This window comes from Hyalangium sp., from assembly GCF_035629615.1.
Classification (GTDB): domain Bacteria; phylum Myxococcota; class Myxococcia; order Myxococcales; family Myxococcaceae; genus Hyalangium.
In genome coordinates this window covers 39,224-55,461 of sequence record NZ_DASPHO010000470.1, presented here as the reverse complement: position 1 = coordinate 55,461, position 16,238 = coordinate 39,224, and the positions used below count along the sequence as shown (strand labels likewise).

The 16,238-nt window shown below is 68.9% G+C and carries 11 protein-coding genes; 3 read left to right on the top strand and 8 right to left on the bottom strand.

Annotated features, from left to right (window positions below; translation table 11 throughout):
• From VD972_RS24220 to VD972_RS24200, 5 genes are all read right to left on the bottom strand, one after another.
• The coding region (locus VD972_RS24220) for an rRNA adenine N-6-methyltransferase family protein (RefSeq protein WP_324990832.1) at positions 1-194 on the bottom strand (194 nt) is incomplete at its 3' end.
• Positions 195-205: 11 nt separating this feature from the next.
• Positions 206-1,204 carry a tRNA (adenosine(37)-N6)-threonylcarbamoyltransferase complex transferase subunit TsaD gene (gene tsaD, locus VD972_RS24215; RefSeq protein WP_324990830.1) on the bottom strand — a complete coding sequence of 333 codons (999 nt, stop codon included), beginning with the start codon at positions 1,202-1,204 and terminating at the stop codon, positions 206-208.
• Positions 1,205-1,246: 42 nt separating this feature from the next.
• The gene (locus tag VD972_RS24210; protein WP_324990828.1) at positions 1,247-4,033 is read right to left on the bottom strand and encodes a response regulator; all 2,787 of its coding nucleotides are present in this window, start codon (positions 4,031-4,033) and stop codon (positions 1,247-1,249) included.
• A gap of 152 nt (positions 4,034-4,185) precedes the next feature.
• Positions 4,186-9,744, bottom strand: a complete 5,559-nt coding sequence (locus tag VD972_RS24205; protein ID WP_324990826.1) for a DnaJ domain-containing protein — start codon at positions 9,742-9,744, stop codon at positions 4,186-4,188.
• A 32-nt stretch (positions 9,745-9,776) separates the two neighbouring features.
• On the bottom strand, positions 9,777-10,280 hold the full coding sequence (locus tag VD972_RS24200) for a tRNA (cytidine(34)-2'-O)-methyltransferase (RefSeq protein WP_324990824.1): 504 nt from the start codon (positions 10,278-10,280) through the stop codon (positions 9,777-9,779).
• A 17-nt stretch (positions 10,281-10,297) separates the two neighbouring features.
• On the opposite strand from VD972_RS24200, the gene VD972_RS24195 reads away from it, so the two are divergent.
• Both VD972_RS24195 and VD972_RS24190 read left to right on the top strand, forming a co-directional pair.
• A complete protein-coding gene (locus VD972_RS24195; RefSeq protein WP_324990822.1) occupies positions 10,298-10,681 on the top strand; it encodes a DUF192 domain-containing protein in 384 nt (127 codons plus the stop codon).
• A 108-nt stretch (positions 10,682-10,789) separates the two neighbouring features.
• Positions 10,790-11,551, top strand: coding sequence for a Stp1/IreP family PP2C-type Ser/Thr phosphatase (locus VD972_RS24190; RefSeq protein WP_324990820.1), 762 nt, complete (start codon positions 10,790-10,792; stop codon positions 11,549-11,551).
• Here the strand turns inward: VD972_RS24190 and VD972_RS24185 are convergent.
• Positions 11,520-12,662 (bottom strand): hypothetical protein, encoded by a 1,143-nt coding sequence (locus VD972_RS24185; RefSeq protein WP_324990819.1) that lies wholly within the window; start codon positions 12,660-12,662, stop codon positions 11,520-11,522. The two genes, VD972_RS24190 and VD972_RS24185, sit on opposite strands and share 32 nt — an antisense overlap.
• A gap of 127 nt (positions 12,663-12,789) precedes the next feature.
• Here VD972_RS24185 and VD972_RS24180 point away from each other — a divergent pair, with 127 nt between their 5' ends.
• Positions 12,790-14,409, top strand: coding sequence for an FG-GAP-like repeat-containing protein (locus tag VD972_RS24180; protein WP_324990817.1), 1,620 nt, complete (start codon positions 12,790-12,792; stop codon positions 14,407-14,409).
• On the opposite strand, the gene VD972_RS24175 is transcribed toward VD972_RS24180, so the two are convergent.
• The gene (locus tag VD972_RS24175; protein WP_324990815.1) at positions 14,390-15,250 is read right to left on the bottom strand and encodes a phosphatase PAP2 family protein; all 861 of its coding nucleotides are present in this window, start codon (positions 15,248-15,250) and stop codon (positions 14,390-14,392) included. The two genes, VD972_RS24180 and VD972_RS24175, sit on opposite strands and share 20 nt — an antisense overlap.
• Entirely contained in the window at positions 15,243-16,178 is a 936-nt protein-coding gene (locus VD972_RS24170; protein WP_324990814.1) for a fatty acid desaturase family protein, read from the bottom strand. Before VD972_RS24170 ends, VD972_RS24175 begins: the two co-directional genes overlap by 8 nt.
• Positions 16,179-16,238: the final 60 nt, after the last annotated feature.

Sequence of the window (16,238 nt, the reverse complement as noted above, 5' to 3'; positions counted from 1 at the left end):
CGAGCCCCCGTGGCCGCCAGGAACCGCGTCAGGTGCCCCAGGCCAGGGCCCAGCTCCACCACGGGCTCGCCCTCGCGCAGCGCCAGCACCTCGGCGATCTGCTGGAGCGACCGCTCGTCACCGAGAAAGTTCTGCCCCCAGCTGTGCTTGGCGTGCAGCCCGTGACGCTTGAGGATTTCGCGCGGCGTCTCCACGTGTCCCTCCCTCACATCCGCCAGGCCGGATCCGCAGCGAGCCGGAAGTCTCCGCGCAGGCCGCGGCGCCAGGCCTCATACCCTGCCACGGCGATCATTGCCCCATTGTCCGTGCACAGCCGCACCGGCGGCAGGTAGAGCCGCAGGCCCCGCTCCTCAGCACGCTCCTGACTCAGCGCGCGCAAGCGCGAGTTGGCCGCCACGCCCCCGCACACCACCAGCCGCTGCAGCCCCAGCCGCCGCGCCGCGGCCACGAACTTCTTCGACAGGGCGTCGGCCACCGCCTCCTGGAACGAGGCACACAGATCCGCCAGGGCCTGTCCCTCCGGCACGCCGTGCTTGCGCACGTGGTTCAGCACCGAAGTCTTGAGGCCAGAGAATGACACGTCGAAGGTGTCCGGCTGCGGCAGGGCACGCGGGAAGTGGATCGCCTCGGGATTGCCCTTCTGCGCCAGCTGGTCAATGGGGAGTCCGCCCGGGTACGGCAGGCCCAGGATGCGCGCCGTCTTGTCGTAGGCCTCGCCAGCCGCGTCATCGCGGGTGCTGCCCACCAGGCGGTAGCGCCCGTAGTCCTGTACCTCGTAGAGGCTCGTGTGCCCACCAGAGACCACCAGCCCGAGGAACGGCGGCTCGGGCGCGTCCTCCAGCAGCCGGATGGCGAGCAGGTGGCCCTCCAGGTGGTTAGCCCCCACGAAGGGCTTCCCCGTGGCCAGGCTCAGGGACTTGGCCACCTGCACCCCCACCAGCAGCGCACCGATCAACCCCGGTCCTGACGTGACGGCGATGAGATCCACGTCGTCCAGCGTGCGGCCCGCACGGGTGAGGGCCTCGTGGAGCACCGGCATCACCTGGACGATGTGGTTGCGGCTGGCGAGCTCCGGCACCACGCCCCCCCAGCGCCGGTGGATGTCCACCTGCGTGGAGACGACATCCGAGAGCACGCGCCGCCCGTCCTCCACGAGCGCGGCGGCAGTCTCATCACAGCTGGTTTCCAGTCCCAGGACGAGCAAGGCAGTACCTTCCAGGCCAGCGAAGGCCCGAGCCCCCCTCCCCTAGTTGCTGCCCAGCTGCTTCAGCGCGAGGCGAACATCGGGGGCAAACTTCCCGGAGGGCTCCACCACAAGGTACTTCTTATAAGCCTGCACCGCCTGCTTGTCCTGCTTGGTGACCTGGAGCGCCATGCCGAGCGCGAACCAGGCCCGGCCGTTGGCTTCCCCATCCCTCACCACATCCTGCAGCAGCCGGACCGCCTCCCTGTAGGCACTGTCGCTGGTACTGCCCATCACCAGCGAGAAGCCCAGGCCCTCTTTGGCCTCGCTCGAGCCCGGCCTGGCCTTCAGGGCCTTGCGAAAGCTCCTCTCGGCCGTCTTGAAGCGTCCATTGATGATCGCAGCCCGCGCCTGCTTGATGGAGCTGGCGTACTCGACCTCCGGATCCACCGGCTTCGCGGGATCGGGAGGCGTCGCCTCGGGCTCGTCAGGCTCGTCGGGCTCCGGCGGCTTCGGCGTCTCCGCGACCACCGGCTTGGACGGATCCACAGCCGGAGTCTCCGGCGGCACGACCGTGTCCGGCGGCTTGGCCGTCTCTGGCGGCTTGGCCGTCTCCTCGGGCTGAGTCGGCGGCGTCGGCGTCACGACCGCGTCCGGAGGCTTCGTCTGGCCCGGGTCAGGCACCTTCGTCTGAGGATCCGTCTGCTCCGGCGGCTGCTCCGTGGAGCCCGAGCTCCGAGTCCCGATCACCACGGCAGCGACGGCAATGACCGCGGCGATGCCCACGCCAATGAAGAGACCCGTTCGCTTCGGCTGCACGGCCCTGGCGAGCGCCGCCTCGTCGATGTCCTCCTTCTTCTTGTTGGAGGTCGCCGGCGCGGGCTTCGAGGGCGTCGGCTTCGACGGCGCGAGCTTCGGGTCCGGTGAGGTCTTGAAGTCCAGCGTCGGCAGCGGCGTGTCCTCGCGCTGCGACTTCCTGGGCTCGGGCTGCGCCGTCACGGACACAGGCGTGAGCACGGGCGGAGAGGAGGGCTTGGCCTCGGGCTCCGGGGCCCCATGCCCCGGGTACGGCGGGAGCGCGAGCTGCGCGGGAGGCTCCCGCGCGGCCTCTGACGCAGGCGGCGGAGCCGTCACGGGGGACAGCCCCGACACCAACGTCACCTCATCCGAGGGAGGCGCGGGTGCTGGTGGCGGGACCGGCGGGAACGGGTTCGGACCCACGGCCGCCCCACCGAAGATGGGAGCCCGTGCGGGCGAGCTCGGCCCTGCAGGCTCTGTATCGGCGGCTCCCGCGGAAGCAGCGCTGGCGGAGAGCTCGGACGGCTGCACAGGCGCGTGTGGCTGCGCAGTGTTGGAGCCGGCGGAGGACCGGGCGGGGGACCAGGTGCTCGCAGAGCCCAGGCCATCGGTGTCCACCCGGCTCCAGTCCAGCAACAGGCTGCGCCGCGCATGCTCCTGGGCGCGGTGCTCGGGCGGAGGCTCCACGAGGAAGGACGAGCCCTCCGCCGTCGGAGGCGGCACCGGCGCGACCGTCGGAATCTCCACCGTCGGTGGGCTGGGGCGCTTGGGCCTGGGTTGGAAGACGACGACATTGGCCGGCTGCGCCGCGGCAGGCTGCGCCGGGGGCGGCGGCGGAGCACTGGCCGCCGAGGCTGGCGCGGGCTCCGGGGCGGGCTCCGCGGCGGCCTGCGCGGGCGGCGCCGGAGTCGGCTCGGGCTCCTTCGCGGCAGGAGGAGGCGGAGCGACCGCGGAGATGGGCGGCGGAGGCGGAACGGCGGCCGTGGCCTTGGCGGGATCCTCCGCCGGCTCCGTGTCGGGCGGCTCGGGCATGGGCGGCACGGGCGGGGCCGCCGCGTGGAGCCACTCCTCGATGCCGGGCTTGCCGCTCTGGATGGGCTCCTGCGGCACGTTGCCCAACTCGCGGATCAGCCCCTCGAAGTACAGCTTGCTGATGATCCCCAGCGCGGCGAGATCCTCGAAGTCCGAGTCCTCCACCACGCGGCTCAGGGTGCGCTTGCCGTCGAACAGGCGCAGCAGGCCGTTCACCTCGTCAGGGATCTCCGACAGGCGCTCGGCCAGCTGGTGGTAGTCGATCTCGAACACCGTCTCGAGCGGCGGCAGCTGCTCGAGCATGCGGCCCCACTCGTCCAGCCGGCGCATGCCCTCCATGAGCAGGCCCTGGGTGGAGACCTCGATGCGCTCGGGCCTGTCCAGCGGGGTGAACTGCACCTCGAACTGGCCCTCGAAGGTGTTGAGCATCCGGTAGAACGCGTTCTCACCCTTGAGGCGCCCCAGCTCCGCGTCGATGACGCGGCCCTCCTTGAAGTAGATGGCGCCAACGCGCTCGCCCTGGATGGCGATCGTCCCCGTCTTGCGGCCGATCTCGAACGTCTGGACCAGGTCCACCACGCCCATGTCCGCCAGGCTGCCGGAGAAGCCACCCTTGGTCGTCTCCCGCTTCTCGATCCTCTCCTTCTCCGCCTTCTGGAGGATCATCTTCACGCGGGTGACGATCTCTTTGATGTAGATGGGCTTCGTCAGGTAGTCGTCGCCACCGAGCTCCAGGCCGCGGACCTTGAACTCGACCGACTTCTGGTTGGTGAGGAAGACGAAGGGGATGTGCTTGAAGCGCTCGTCCACCTTGAGCGTCTTGCACAGCTCGAAGCCATCCATCTCCGGCATCTTCGTGTCGGCCAGGACGAGATCCGGCGGGCTGATCTGGACCTTCTCCAGCGCGTCCTTGCCGTGAATGGCGGTCGTGACGGAGAAGCCCGCCTTCTTGAGGCTGACCTCCATCACGCGAAGGCTCTTCGCGTCACCATCGACCAGGAGCAGGTGCTGCTTGGCCACGTTCGATTGCCTTTCCCTACGGACGGCGCTGCTGGAGTCCGGCGGCGAGGAGTCGCGCGATGATCATGCCCATTCTCCAGGCATGTCAATGGCTTGGCTGGCCCCCTCCCCCGCCTGCGCAGGGAGCGATCGACGGGCTGCCAGGTGGGTCTTCAGCGGAAGAAACCCTTCTTGGGCGGAGGGGTATTCTTCTTCCGCATCTCGATGAGGCGCAGTTCCTGGTTGGCTTCCAGGTGCTTGGGGTTTGCGCGCACCGCGTCGCGGAAGTGACGCTCGGCCCTGTCGGTGTCCCCCTCGACGCGGGCGATGACGCCGAGCTGGTAGTGCGCCCGGTCGCAGTTGGCGTCCGCCTTGACGGCCTCGGCCATCATCTGCTTGGCCTTGGGGATCTCGGCCTTGCGCTGAGGATCCATGTAGAGGGTCCAGGCCAGCGCCGCCAGATAGAGGGGCTTGGGCTCTAGCGCGTTGGCGCGCTCGAAGTGGTCGGCGGCGGCCACGAAGTCCCGCTTGCGGAAGAAGACCTCGCCCATCTTGAAGAGGTCGCCCGGGTTGCTGGCCGAGCTGCCACGACCCGCGGGGCTCACGCCGGGCGTGGAAGAGGCCACGGGGGGCTTGGGGGCCGCCGCCCTCTTGAGGCCTTCCAAGTACCCGGCACGCTTGGTCTCGTCGTAGAGGATCTCGTAGGCCTCGCGGATGGCCTCGAAGACGGAGGTCATCTTGGCTGCCAGGTGCGGCAGCGAGGGCGGCAGGCGGTCCGGGTGGAAGACCTTGGCCAGGCTGAGGAACGCTGCCTTCACCTGGTCCCGAGGCGTCTCGGGGGTGATGCCGAGGATGGCGAAGTGATCACGCTTGATCTGGATCTCGGCGTAGCGCTTCTCAATCTGCTGCGCGAGCCCCGAGTCCACCGCGCCGAGTGGAGGCGCCTCGGCCGAGGCAGGAGCCGCCTCGGCGGGGGCGCTGACAGGGACTGTCCCGACTGGACCGTCCGTGCGGGCGCCCAAGGCCCCCATGTTCTCCATGGCGCGGCGCAGCAGGCGCTGGCGCCGCAACCGGGCCGCTTCGTCAGGATTGGAGGGATCTCCCGCCACGTCGTCCTCGTCGAAACCCCACGCGTCTAGATCGCCTAGATCATCCAGTCCATCGAGATCATCGTCCAGAGCCCCACCCGATGAGGTGTTCTCCGCAGTCTGGCCAGTTGCCGTGGCCTTGTCACCAGGGGGGGTTGCGAAACCCCTGGGGGCCGGCTGGGACTCGATCGTCGCATCGGACACGACCACCCCAGGAGGTTCTCCTACATTGCCTCCAAGCGGGGGGGCTTCGGGCTGGACGAGCGCCTCCAGGTGGGACTCCACCTTGTCCAGCGCAGCCTCGAAGGAAGCGGAGAAGTGGGTGGCCTCCTCCGCGTCGTCGAAGGTGACGATGCGCCAGAGGTCGTCATCGCCGGACGGGCGGGTGTCCTGCGCCGGACGGCGGGGCGGGGTAGGAGCAGGGGACTCGGGGCGCCGGGCGGCGGCAGGCGCCGCGGTGAGCGGGACCGGAGTCTCCGTGCGAGCCGGTGCGGCGGCCATCGTTCTGGGAGGGAGCGGGCTGGACGGCTCAGGAGCCGAGACGGCCGCTGCGGGCTGATCCTCGGCGGGGACGAGGTCGCTCCACATGTCCTGCACCAGATCGACTTCCGCCGTGGGTTCCTCCGCCGCGGGGCTGGGAGCCGCCGCGTGTGGCACAGGAGCCGAACGGGGCGGCGCCGAGGACGAGGCGGCAGGCGCCCTCGGAGAGTTGGGAGGATGGACGGGCTCCTCGACGAGCCAGGAGTCGACGGGGGCCATGACGGCGCGGAGCTTCGCCTCTTCCATGTCGTGGAGGAGCGCGGCCTCTGCCTGCTGTCGCGCGAGGCGCAGCGCATCCCTGTCCTCCGACAGCAGCGGGTCTCGCGAGTCGGACTCTGGCTGAGGAATCGCATCGGACCAGGAGAACTCGACGCTGGAAGCCGCCGCGGGTGCGGCGGTCGCCTCGGGCTCCACGGTGATGATGTCGGCGTCATCGAGCGTGAGCGGTGGGGACTCTTCCAGCGGATCGGAGGCGCTAGGGGACTGCTCGAGCAGAGCAGCCTCTGCCGCCCGGCGCGCTTTCTCCGCCAGCCGCGCCTCCTTGGCGCGTCGGCGTTCCTCCTCGCGGAGGGCCTCTTCATCCATGAAAGGATTGGCGGGCTGGACGTGCTCTGGGATGGCATCCTCCCACCGGGCGGACTCCGCGGCCTGACGCGCCTCGGCCGCCTGACGAAGCTCCTCGGCCAGACGGGCCTCCTCCGCCAGGCGGGCTTCTTCGGCCAGGCGGGCTTCTTCGGCCAGCCGCGCCTCTTCGGTTCGACGCGCCTCCTCCATCAAGAGGGCCGCGTCTTCCAGGTGGACCTCTTCAACGAGACGATCCTGCTCGGAGAGAGCTGCCGCGTCGATGCCGGGGGCCTCCTCTGTGAGGCGAGCAGCCGCTGCGGCCCGGCGGGCCTTCTCCAACAGCCGCGCCTCCTTGGCCTTGCGTCGCTCCTCGTCGCGACGCGCCTCTTCATCCTGCAAGAGGTCCGCCAAGGGTTGAGCCTCATCTGCCTGCTGCGTCTGCTCGAGCCGGGCAGCCTCCGCGGCCTGGCGGGCCTTCTCCAACAGCCGCGCCTGCCTGGCCTGGCTGCGCTCCTCTTCGAGACGATCCTCCTCGGTCTGGCGCGCCTCGCCGGTGAGTCGGGCCTCCTCGGCCTGACGAGCTTCCTCTTCCAGCCGGGCAGCCTCCGCGGCCTGTCGCAGGTCCTTTGCCAGCCGAGCTGCCTCTGCTTTCCGCCGCTCGCCTTCCCGGCGAGCCTCTTCGGCCTGCATGGCCGCTTCGGCCAACCGGGTCTCCTCAGCCAGACGCCGCTCCTGCTCGATGCGGGCTTCCTTGGCCAACCGGGCCTCTTCCGCCAGCCGAGCCTCTTCCGCCTGACGCCGCTCTTCCTCGAGGCGGGCCTCCTCCACCAGCCGAGCCTCTTCGGCTCGACGCGTCTCCTCGGCCACGCGCGCCTCTTCCGCCAGGCGTGCCTCTTCCGCCAGGCGTGCCTCCCCAGCCAAGCGCGCTTCCTCGGCCACGCGCGCCTCTTCGGCCAGCCGAGCCTCCTCAGCTTGGCGCCTCTCTTCAGCCAGTCGGGCCTGCTCGGCCAACCGGGCCTCTTCAGCTCGGCGCTCGTCGGCCAGTCGGGCCTCTTCAGCCAGCCGAGCCTCCTCGGCCAACCGAGTCTCCTCAGCCTGACGCCGCTCCTGCTCGATGCGGGTGTCCTCGGCCAGTCGAGCCTCTTCCGCCAGCCGGGCCTCCTCCGCTTGCCGCCGCTCTTCCTCAAGGCGCGCTTCCTCAGCCAGGCGCGCCTCTTCGGCTCGACGCGTCTCCTCAGCCAACCGGGCCTCTTCGGCCACGCGCACTTCTTCAGCTCGACGTGCCTCTTCTGCCAGCCGGGCCTCCTCAGCCTGGCGCTGCTCTTCCTCAAGGCGCGCTTCCTCGGCCCGCGCTTCTTCGGCTCGACGCTCCTCCTCTGCCAAGCGCCGCTCTTCCTCAAGACGGGCCTGCTCGGCCAGCCGCGCCTCTTCCGCCAGACGGGCCTCTTCCGCCAAGCGCTTCTCCTCAGCTTGGCGTGCCTCCTCCGCCTGGCGCTGCTCTTCCTCAAGACGTGCCTGCTCGGCCAGCCGCACCTCTTCCGCCAGTCGGGCCTCTTCTGCCAGCCGAGCCTCCTCAACCAGTCGGGCCTCTTCTGCCAGCCGAGCCTCTTCAGCCAGTCGGGCCTCTTCCGCCAGTCGGGCCTCCTCGGAGCGACGTGCCTCCTCCGCCAACCGGGCCTCTTCCGCCTGGCGCTTCTCCTCCGCCAGCCGGGCCTCTTCCGCCAGCCGAGCCTCTTCCGCTAGGCGCTTCTCCTCAGCTTGGCGCGCCTCTTCCGCCAGCCGAACCTCTTCGGCTCGGCGCGCCATTTCCGCCAGACGCGCCTCTTCAACTCGGCGCGCCTCTTCCGCCAGACGCGCCTCTTCAACTCGGCGAGCTTCCTCTGCGAGCCGAGCCTCCTCAGCTTGGCGCGCTTCCTCTGCAAGCCGCACCTCTTCAGCCTGGCGCCGTTCTTCCTCAAGACGAGCTTCCTCGGCCAGCCGCGCCTCTTCAGCCAGTCGGGCCTCTTCGGCTCGGCGTGACTCTTCCGCCAGTCGTGCCTCCTCCGCTAGCCGAGCCTCCTCCGCCTTGCGCCGCTCTTCCTGGATGCGAGCCACTTCCGCCAGCCGAGCCTCTTCCGCGATGCGGGCTTCCTCAGCCAACCGGGTCTCTTCAGCCTGGCGCGCCTCCTCGGCCAACCGAGCCTCCTCCGCCTGACGCCGCTCCTCCTCAAGACGCGCTTCCTCGGCCAACCGAGCCTCTTCGGCTCGCCGCTCCTCCTCGGCCAAGCGCCGCTCTTCCTCAAGACGAGCTTCCTCGGCCAGCCAAGCCTCTTCCGCCAGCCGAGCCTCTTCAGCCAGTCGGGCCTCTTCAGCCAGTCGGGCCTCTTCAGCCAGTCGAGCCTCTTCAGCCAGTCGAGCCTCTTCCGCCAGTCGGGCCTCTTCCGCCAGTCGGGCCTCTTCCGCCAGCCGAGCCTCTTCCGCTAGCCGAGCCTCTTCAGCCAGCCGAGCCTCTTCAGCCAGCCGAGCCTCTTCCGCCAGCCGAGCCTCTTCGGCTCGCCGCGCTTCTTCAGCCAGTCGAGCCTCTTCAGCCAGCCGAGCCTCTTCCGCTAGCCGAGCCTCTTCCGCTAGCCGAACCTCTTCGGCCAGCCGAGCCTCTTCCGCTAGCCGAACCTCTTCCGCTAGCCGAACCTCTTCCGCCAGCCGAGCCTCTTCCGCCAGCCGAGCCTCTTCCGCCAGCCGAACCTCTTCCGCCAGCCGAACCTCTTCGGCCAGCCGAGCCTCTTCCGCCAGCCGAGCCTCTTCGGCTCGGCGCGCTTCTTCAGCCAGTCGGGCCTCTTCAGCCCGACGTGCTTCCTCTGCCAGCCGAGCCTCTTCCGCGCGGCGTGCTTCCTCCGCCAGCCGAGCCTCCTCCGCGATCCGTGCCCGCTCTCGCTCCTCCCATTCCTCGACACTCAGGCTCTCGACGAGCCCCTCCCTCTCGAGAAGATGGAGCACCACCCCCTGAGCGGACGTCAGCGACTCTGGCTGCCGGAAGGCCTGGAGCGTCTCCAGAAACCCCCGCTCGTGCTCGCTCGAGAGCCACGGAGCGCACGCCGCCACATCGGCGCAGCGGTACACCCGAGCCCCCCGCCCCTTCTCTACCGCCGGCTCCAGCGCGGCGCGGACCACGCGGACGCCCGCAATGGGCCGGAACATCTCCTCCACCTCTCCCGGCTCGAATGCAGAGCCCTCAGCGAGCTCGCTCAGCCGCCGCACGTGCGCGAGCACCTGCAGCTCCGCCACCGTGCCCTCGTCCATCCCCAGCGCCTCGAGCAGATCTTCATCCGGCGCCCCAGCCCCCCCCCGGGCCCAGAGCGCGTCCAGCGCGTCCGCCGTCATCCGCCCGCTCTGCAGGAGCGCCTGCGCCGGGCTCTGGAACCCGAACCCGAGCTGGGTGCCCACCAGGTTCCCCTGCTGAAGGAACAGCCGGGACTCCCGGCCCCCCGCATGGAGCGTGAGCTGGCCGGTGGCCCGGGCCTTGTGAGCGGAGTACAGGGCTTCAGCGACGAGAGAGGGCGACATTCGCCCCGAGTCTAGTCCCTCTACCCGGGCCCTCAACTTGCCGAGAGGGGCTGCCTGGCTGCCTCCCCGAGCTGAACCTGACGCAGCGCCTCATAAGTGGCGATCCCCACGGTGGTGGACAGGTTGAGGCTGCGCCGATCCTCGAGCATGGGGATGGTCACCGGCTGCCCGGACCCTCCCCCCATGACTTCGGGGGGCAGCCCCGCCACCTCCGAGCCGAAGATGAGGTGATCCCCCGGCTCGAAGCGGGCGGCATACAGGGATGTAGAAGCCCGGGCGGAGAACAGCCACCGGCGGGCGTCCGGGAAGTCCTCCTGGTATGCCGCATAGGTGGGATACAGCTTCAGGAAGACCTTGTCCCAGTAGTCCAGGCCGGCGCGCTTGAGCTCCCGGTCGGCGATGGAGAACCCGAGCGGCTCGACGAGAATGAGCCGGCTGCCCGTGACGGCGCACAGGCGGGCCACATTCCCGGTATTGGGGGGAATCTGCGGGGACACCAGGACGAGGTGCAGCGGCCGCGCCAGGGGCTCAAGCATGGGGTAGAACGGGGGGCATGCGCTGGAAGGTGAACAACGTGACCCAGGGTCGGCTGCTGGCGGATCGCGCCGAGCGGGCCTCCTCATTCGCGGACCGCTTCATGGGACTGATGGGGCGGCGCTCGCTCACTTTTGGCGAGGGGATGCACATTGTCCCCTGCAACTCGATCCACACGTTCTTCATGCGCATCCCCATCGATGTGGCCTTCCTGGACCGGGAAGGCCTCATCGTCAAGCAGATCCCGGCCATGCCTCCCTGGAGGATGAGCTCGGTGTACTTCAAGGCCCACTCCGTGCTGGAGCTGCCAGCGGGGACGCTGGCGGGCAGTGAGACCCGGGAGGGGGACCGGCTGACCTTCGAGCCGGTGGCCGAGGCAGGCCCGCAACCAGCCCCCGGGTGAACCGCAGGCAGGGAGGTCATGATCCGTTTTGCCCCCTTGGGGGGGCTTTGTTAACGTGCCGAACAGTTCCTACGCGCCCACCTTCACGCGTCACACGAGCTCCCGCGCATGCGCATCGAGGTAGCAGGCATCACCCACGTTGGGATGAAGCGCAACCACAACGAGGACAACTACCTCCTGTTGCCGGAGGAGAACCTCTGTGTCGTCGCCGACGGGATGGGCGGTCACTCCTCTGGGGAGATCGCCTCCAAGATCGCAGTGGAGGAGCTGGGGGAGTTCTTCCGGATGACGGCGCGCGACCAGGACGCCACCTGGCCCTTCAAGATGGACAAGACGCGCAACTACGACGAGAACCGGCTGGCCACCGGCATCAAGCTGGCGAACGCGAAGATCTTCGAGCGGGCGAGCAGCGACACCAAGTACAAGGGCATGGGCACCACGATCGTGACGGTGCACTTCGCCAACGCAGTGGCGTACGTGGGGCACGTGGGCGACAGCCGCGTGTACTTCTTCCGGGAAGGGGTCCTCAAGCAGGTGACGGAGGACCACTCGCTGCTGAACGACTACCTCAAGGCGAAGAAGCTCACGCCAGAGGAGATCGAGAACTTCCCCCACAAGAACGTGATCGTCCGGGCGCTGGGGATGAAGGAGTCGGTGGTGGTGGACGTGACGCGGATCGAGCCGAAGGAGGGGGACGTCTTCCTGCTCTGCTCGGACGGTCTGTCGGGCATGGTGACCGACCCGCAGATCCAAGAGGTGCTGACGCGCACCTCGGAGCTGGAGAAGGCGTGCTCGCAGCTCATCGATCTGGCCAACGCGGCGGGCGGCAACGACAACGTCACCTGCGTGCTCGCCCGGTACTATAACTGAGCGGAGAGGGCCGGCGCAGTGCCAGCCGCAGCAGCGGGATCGCCGCGATGAGGAGTACGACTCCATAGGTGTTGCGGAGCGCCTTGGCCTTCGCGAGCAGGATCCCGAACGGCCATGCGGGGGACCAGAACGGGACGCTGAACACGAGGAGCACCAGGAAGGCCACGAGCAGACGCGGCCGCTCGCTCCAAGCTCGCTCGAAGAGCTCTGCCAGGGCGAGCACCATGGCGGGGAAGGCGAAGAAGTACATCCTCTGGGTATTCAGCGCGATGAGGCTGAAGCCTGTCGCGCTGAGCAGGAGGAGGGCCAGGGGGAGCAGGAGCTGCTGCCTGCGCTCCTTGGAGGCGAGGTACAGCCCCGCTGCCGCGAGGAACCACAGGGCGTGCCAGCTCCCCAAGGCATCTCCGAAGATGCGGACCAGCCCCTTTCGCTCCAGGACGTGCTGAGCCGACTCGAAGAGGCCGGGCGCGGGCGGCATGCCGGGCAGCTTCCGCACCACGGCCAGCGAGAGAGCGCTGGCCGCGAGCGCCACGACGACCTTCCACCTGGGACGCTCACGGATCCACAAGCCGGCCGTCACCGCGACGGTCTCCCGGAAGAGCGGGCCGAGCACGAGCATCAGGAGCGCCACACCGAACGCACCGGCGAACCAGGCGGACAGCGACGCGGTGATCGCGAGCAGCCCGATGCCATCCGTCAGATAGGGGTTCTCGAGCTGGTAGACCCAGGCGGGGGTGGTGGCCCCTGCGACGACAGCCAGCGCCAAGGGAGCGGGCGCATACCCCAGCCTCCTGCCGAGCAGGTACGTGAGCGCGCAGACCCACGCCAGGCAGATCCACGTCACCAGGCGGAACGTCACCTCGGGAGCCACGGGGAGGTACTGCGCCAGGAGCGGCACTCCGATGCGGAAGGAGAACGGTGCGGGCGCATCCGTGACGGAGCCGCGCGCCATCGCGAGGTAGTGCGCGGCATCGTTCTGGATCGGGCCGGACGGTGAGTCCCCGCCTGGGGTGACCGGGTAGACCCAGAGGCCGAGCACGAGGACGATCGCCCCGCCGAGCACAGCACCGCGGAGAGGCTCGCTCCAGCGCGACGAGGGAGGTGCAGACATGGCGGCTCCTCATACCGCTCCAGGGCGTGGCCTCCAACCGCGAATCCGGCGGCGATCAGGTAGGATGGGTCCAGAGAGCTCGCGAGGTGGCACGATGGAGAGGGTGCGCTTTGCCCTGAGATGCGCTGTGATCCTCACTGCCGCCTTCGTGGTGGCGTGCTGGCACGAGCTGGAGGACCCGGAGGACCCGCCCCCCACGCCGGCCAAGTGTGGAGACGGCATCAAGGCGGCCAGCGAGGAATGCGACACCGGGCCAGAGAACTCGGACACGAAGAGCGGCGCGTGCCGAACCACCTGCAGGATCGCCGGCTGCGGCGACAATGTCCTCGACCCGGGCGAGGCCTGTGACGACGGGAATCGCCTCGGGGGAGATGGCTGCGCGGCGTTGTGCCGCAAGCTCGAGCAGTGTGGCGACGGAATCGTCGATCCCGGCGCCGAGCAGTGTGACACGGGTCCGGACAACTCGGACACGCGCGCCGACCAGTGCCGTACCAGCTGCACCCTGCCGCGATGCGGGGACGGCACCGAAGACGGCGACGAGGAGTGCGACGACGGCAACCTCGAGAGCGGAGACACCTGCGACAGCAACTGCACCCGGCCGCGATGCGGAAATGGCGTCACCGGCATCGGCGAGGAGTGCGACGACAACAACACCTTCAACACCGACGCCTGCCGGCCGGACTGTACTCGGAACACGTGCTCGCGCGGAGTCGACAGGGCCGGGAACCTCTGCTTCGGGCTCCGGGAGTTCCCGGTGCCAGGAAGCGCGCTGCGCGCCGTCGAGCTCGCTGACCTCGATGGGAACGGCTGGAGCGACATCGCGGTGGTGGACCGCGACGATGACACCGTGAAGGTGTTCTGGAACAGCGGTGGCGCGCTCACCCTGCAGGAGTTCTGGGTGGCCGAGTTCTACTCCCTGTCGGGAGATGATCCCGTCGACGTTGCAATCGGCGATCTCAATGGGGACGGCAGGCTCGACATGGTGACCGCGAACGAGACCCAGGATCTCCTGTGCATCCTCGAGAACAAAGGCGACCGACACTTCGATCGTCACTTCATCGACGTCCCCGGGAAGCCCACGGACGTGACCCTCGCCAGGCTCGGCGGCTCCGCGGGCACGGCCATCGTCGTCGCGACGGACGACGACAATAAGGTTCACGTCATCCGGCTGAGCGGCTTCACCCATGCCGGGACGTTACAGTCCCTTCCCAGCACGGACCCGGAGTCGCTCAGCACGGGGGACGCCGACGGTGACGGCGACGCGGACATCTGCTGGTCGACAGGCTCACCGGCCCTCGCCGTGAACGACAGCGGGAGCCTCGTGAAGACCCCCATCACCAACAGCCAGTCTACGAACGATGCCAAGCTCTGGGATCTCGACGGCACAGCGCCAGACGAGCTGGTCACCGGGGTCTACGGGGTCTTCACCAGCGAGCACCTGCGTGTCTTCACGAACTCGGACACGACGAACGACTCGGTCTTCGACACGCACGCCGACTACCCGGTGGAGAAGTGGCCGGTGCACCTGGCCCGCTTCGGCACAGGAGTGGTCTACGCCGACAACGGCGGCACCTTCGGCGTCCTGCGCAACGAGCAGGGCGCGCTGGTCGACGAACAGCTGTTCACGTACGACGGCGATGCCGAGGGCGTCGCATCGGGGGATCTCAACAGGGACGGCGCACCCGACGTGGTCATCATCAGCCCGGACAAGAAGGCCGTCCTGGTCTTCATGAGCCACTCGCCCTGAGCCTGCGAACAGCCAACCAGCTCCACCAGAGCCGCGCGCCCATGAACCAGAAGAAGCCCGCCAGCAGGTCGATGGCGTAGTGGTAGCGCAGGTACACCGTCGACACGAGGAGCCCCACTCCCACGGGGAGCATCCACTGGAAGCGGAGCGGATGCTCCCGCCGATCGTGATCGAGGATCACGCACGTCATGAGCACGTGCAGGCTGGGGAAGACGTCGTAGACCGCGCTCCCGCTCCGCACGACCCAGTCATTCAAGGCCGTGATGGGGCCTCCGACGAGTGGCGCCTCGAAGCTCCCCGCCAGCGCCTTCAGCGGCCCCATCGCGGGCACCAGCAGGTACCCCGCGATCCCCGCCGGCAGGGCGGTGAACATCCACTCGAAGAGCCGCCTCCCTTTCTCGAGGGGCTGCAGCAGCGCGTAGGCGAGCGCACCGTGGAAGTAGAGGTGGTAGGAGAGGTAGCACGCGCTCATGAGCTCGGTGAGCCATGGCCTCGCATAGGGGGCGAGCAGCACCGCCGGCGTCTCGCCCCACAGTGCGCGATCCAGCTCCAGCAGGAGCGCGTCACGGCTCGTGAGCCCCAGCGCGGGCACGACGATCCTGGGGGCACTGAACAGCGCCAGGCCCACGAGGTAGGCGGTCGCGAGCCGGAGCTTCTGCAGGAGCGTTGAGGCGGAGCTCCGGAGCGTCACGACGACCATGACCTGGAAGGCCCCCAGGCCCGCGATCATCCACGTCGCTGGATGCGACAGCCCGGCTCCCACACCGAGCCACACGAGCAGTCCCAGGATCAAGAGCCCTTGAGCGACCTCATGCGCCCAGAGCCGCGGCGCATCAGCCATGGGCTGACAGGTCCGGCGCTGGGGCTCGGCGTCCCAACGAGTGCAGCACCCACTGCCGCACGAAGGCGAAGTACGAGGGAATGAACGGAGCGCCCTGGGCGGTCAGCTCCTCCTTCAGCAGCGCGTGCAGCCTCGGCAGGTTGTACCAGGGCACCCTCGGGAAGAGGTGGTGCTCGAGGTGATAGTTCTCGTTGCACATGAAGAAGGTGGTCACCGGATTCGTGAGGATCGTGCGGCTGCCACGGATCGGGTGAGCGGGCTCGGGCAGCAGCGTGTGCTGGCTCATGCCCCGGATGTTCACCAGGGTGTTGATGATGATCATCGGGATGAGCCAGCCATGAAGGAGCACCCCTCGCGGCAGCGGTGAGGCGATGGCGAGCCCCAGGAGCGTGAAGGCCGCGGCGACCTCGAAGGCGATCCACCGCCGGTCCGAGGAGGTGCCCTGCCGCCACCCCAGGATGGGGATCATCGTGATGTACGCGGGATAGCCGAGCAACAGCCGTCCCCAGTTCATCAAGAAGACGAGCCACGGGCGCGGCGTGTAGTTCGTGTAGTGATCCGGATCGTAGCCACCGCCGAGATCGGCGTGGTGACGCAGGTGCAGCACCTTGTACGCGGCGAAGTTCTGCAGCACCGGCCAGGCACAGATCGCGCCCAGCGCTCGGTTCCACCCGGGATGGCGCGCGAGCGCACCGTGGACCCCCTCGTGAGTAAAGAGGCTGACGCCGTGCAGCGAGGCCGCCGCGAGCAGGTAGAGCGGCGCGCGCGCGATCCAGCCGATGGCACCCGTCAGGTGCTCCGCCAGCACCGTCAGTGCAGCCGCAGCGCCCAGGTAGAGGACGACGAACACGGCCAGGCGCGAGAGGTGCCGAGGGTCGATCCGCTGCAGTTCATTCAGCTTTTCCGCCGGCAGTGAAATGGCGCGCATGAAGGGGTTCTCGCAGCCAGCGTGGCACGCGCTCCCCTCTTTCGTCGAGAGTCCCTCATG

Coding starts and splice junctions, on each gene's coding strand:
- VD972_RS24185 (WP_324990819.1), bottom strand. CDS start 12,662: ATGTCTGCACCTCCCTCGTCGCGCTGGAGCGAGCCTCTCCGCGGTGCT.
- VD972_RS24200 (WP_324990824.1), bottom strand. CDS start 10,280: ATGCTTGAGCCCCTGGCGCGGCCGCTGCACCTCGTCCTGGTGTCCCCG.
- VD972_RS24205 (WP_324990826.1), bottom strand. CDS start 9,744: ATGTCGCCCTCTCTCGTCGCTGAAGCCCTGTACTCCGCTCACAAGGCC.
- VD972_RS24195 (WP_324990822.1), top strand. CDS start 10,298: ATGCGCTGGAAGGTGAACAACGTGACCCAGGGTCGGCTGCTGGCGGAT.
- VD972_RS24175 (WP_324990815.1), bottom strand. CDS start 15,250: ATGGCTGATGCGCCGCGGCTCTGGGCGCATGAGGTCGCTCAAGGGCTC.
- VD972_RS24190 (WP_324990820.1), top strand. CDS start 10,790: ATGCGCATCGAGGTAGCAGGCATCACCCACGTTGGGATGAAGCGCAAC.
- VD972_RS24170 (WP_324990814.1), bottom strand. CDS start 16,178: ATGCGCGCCATTTCACTGCCGGCGGAAAAGCTGAATGAACTGCAGCGG.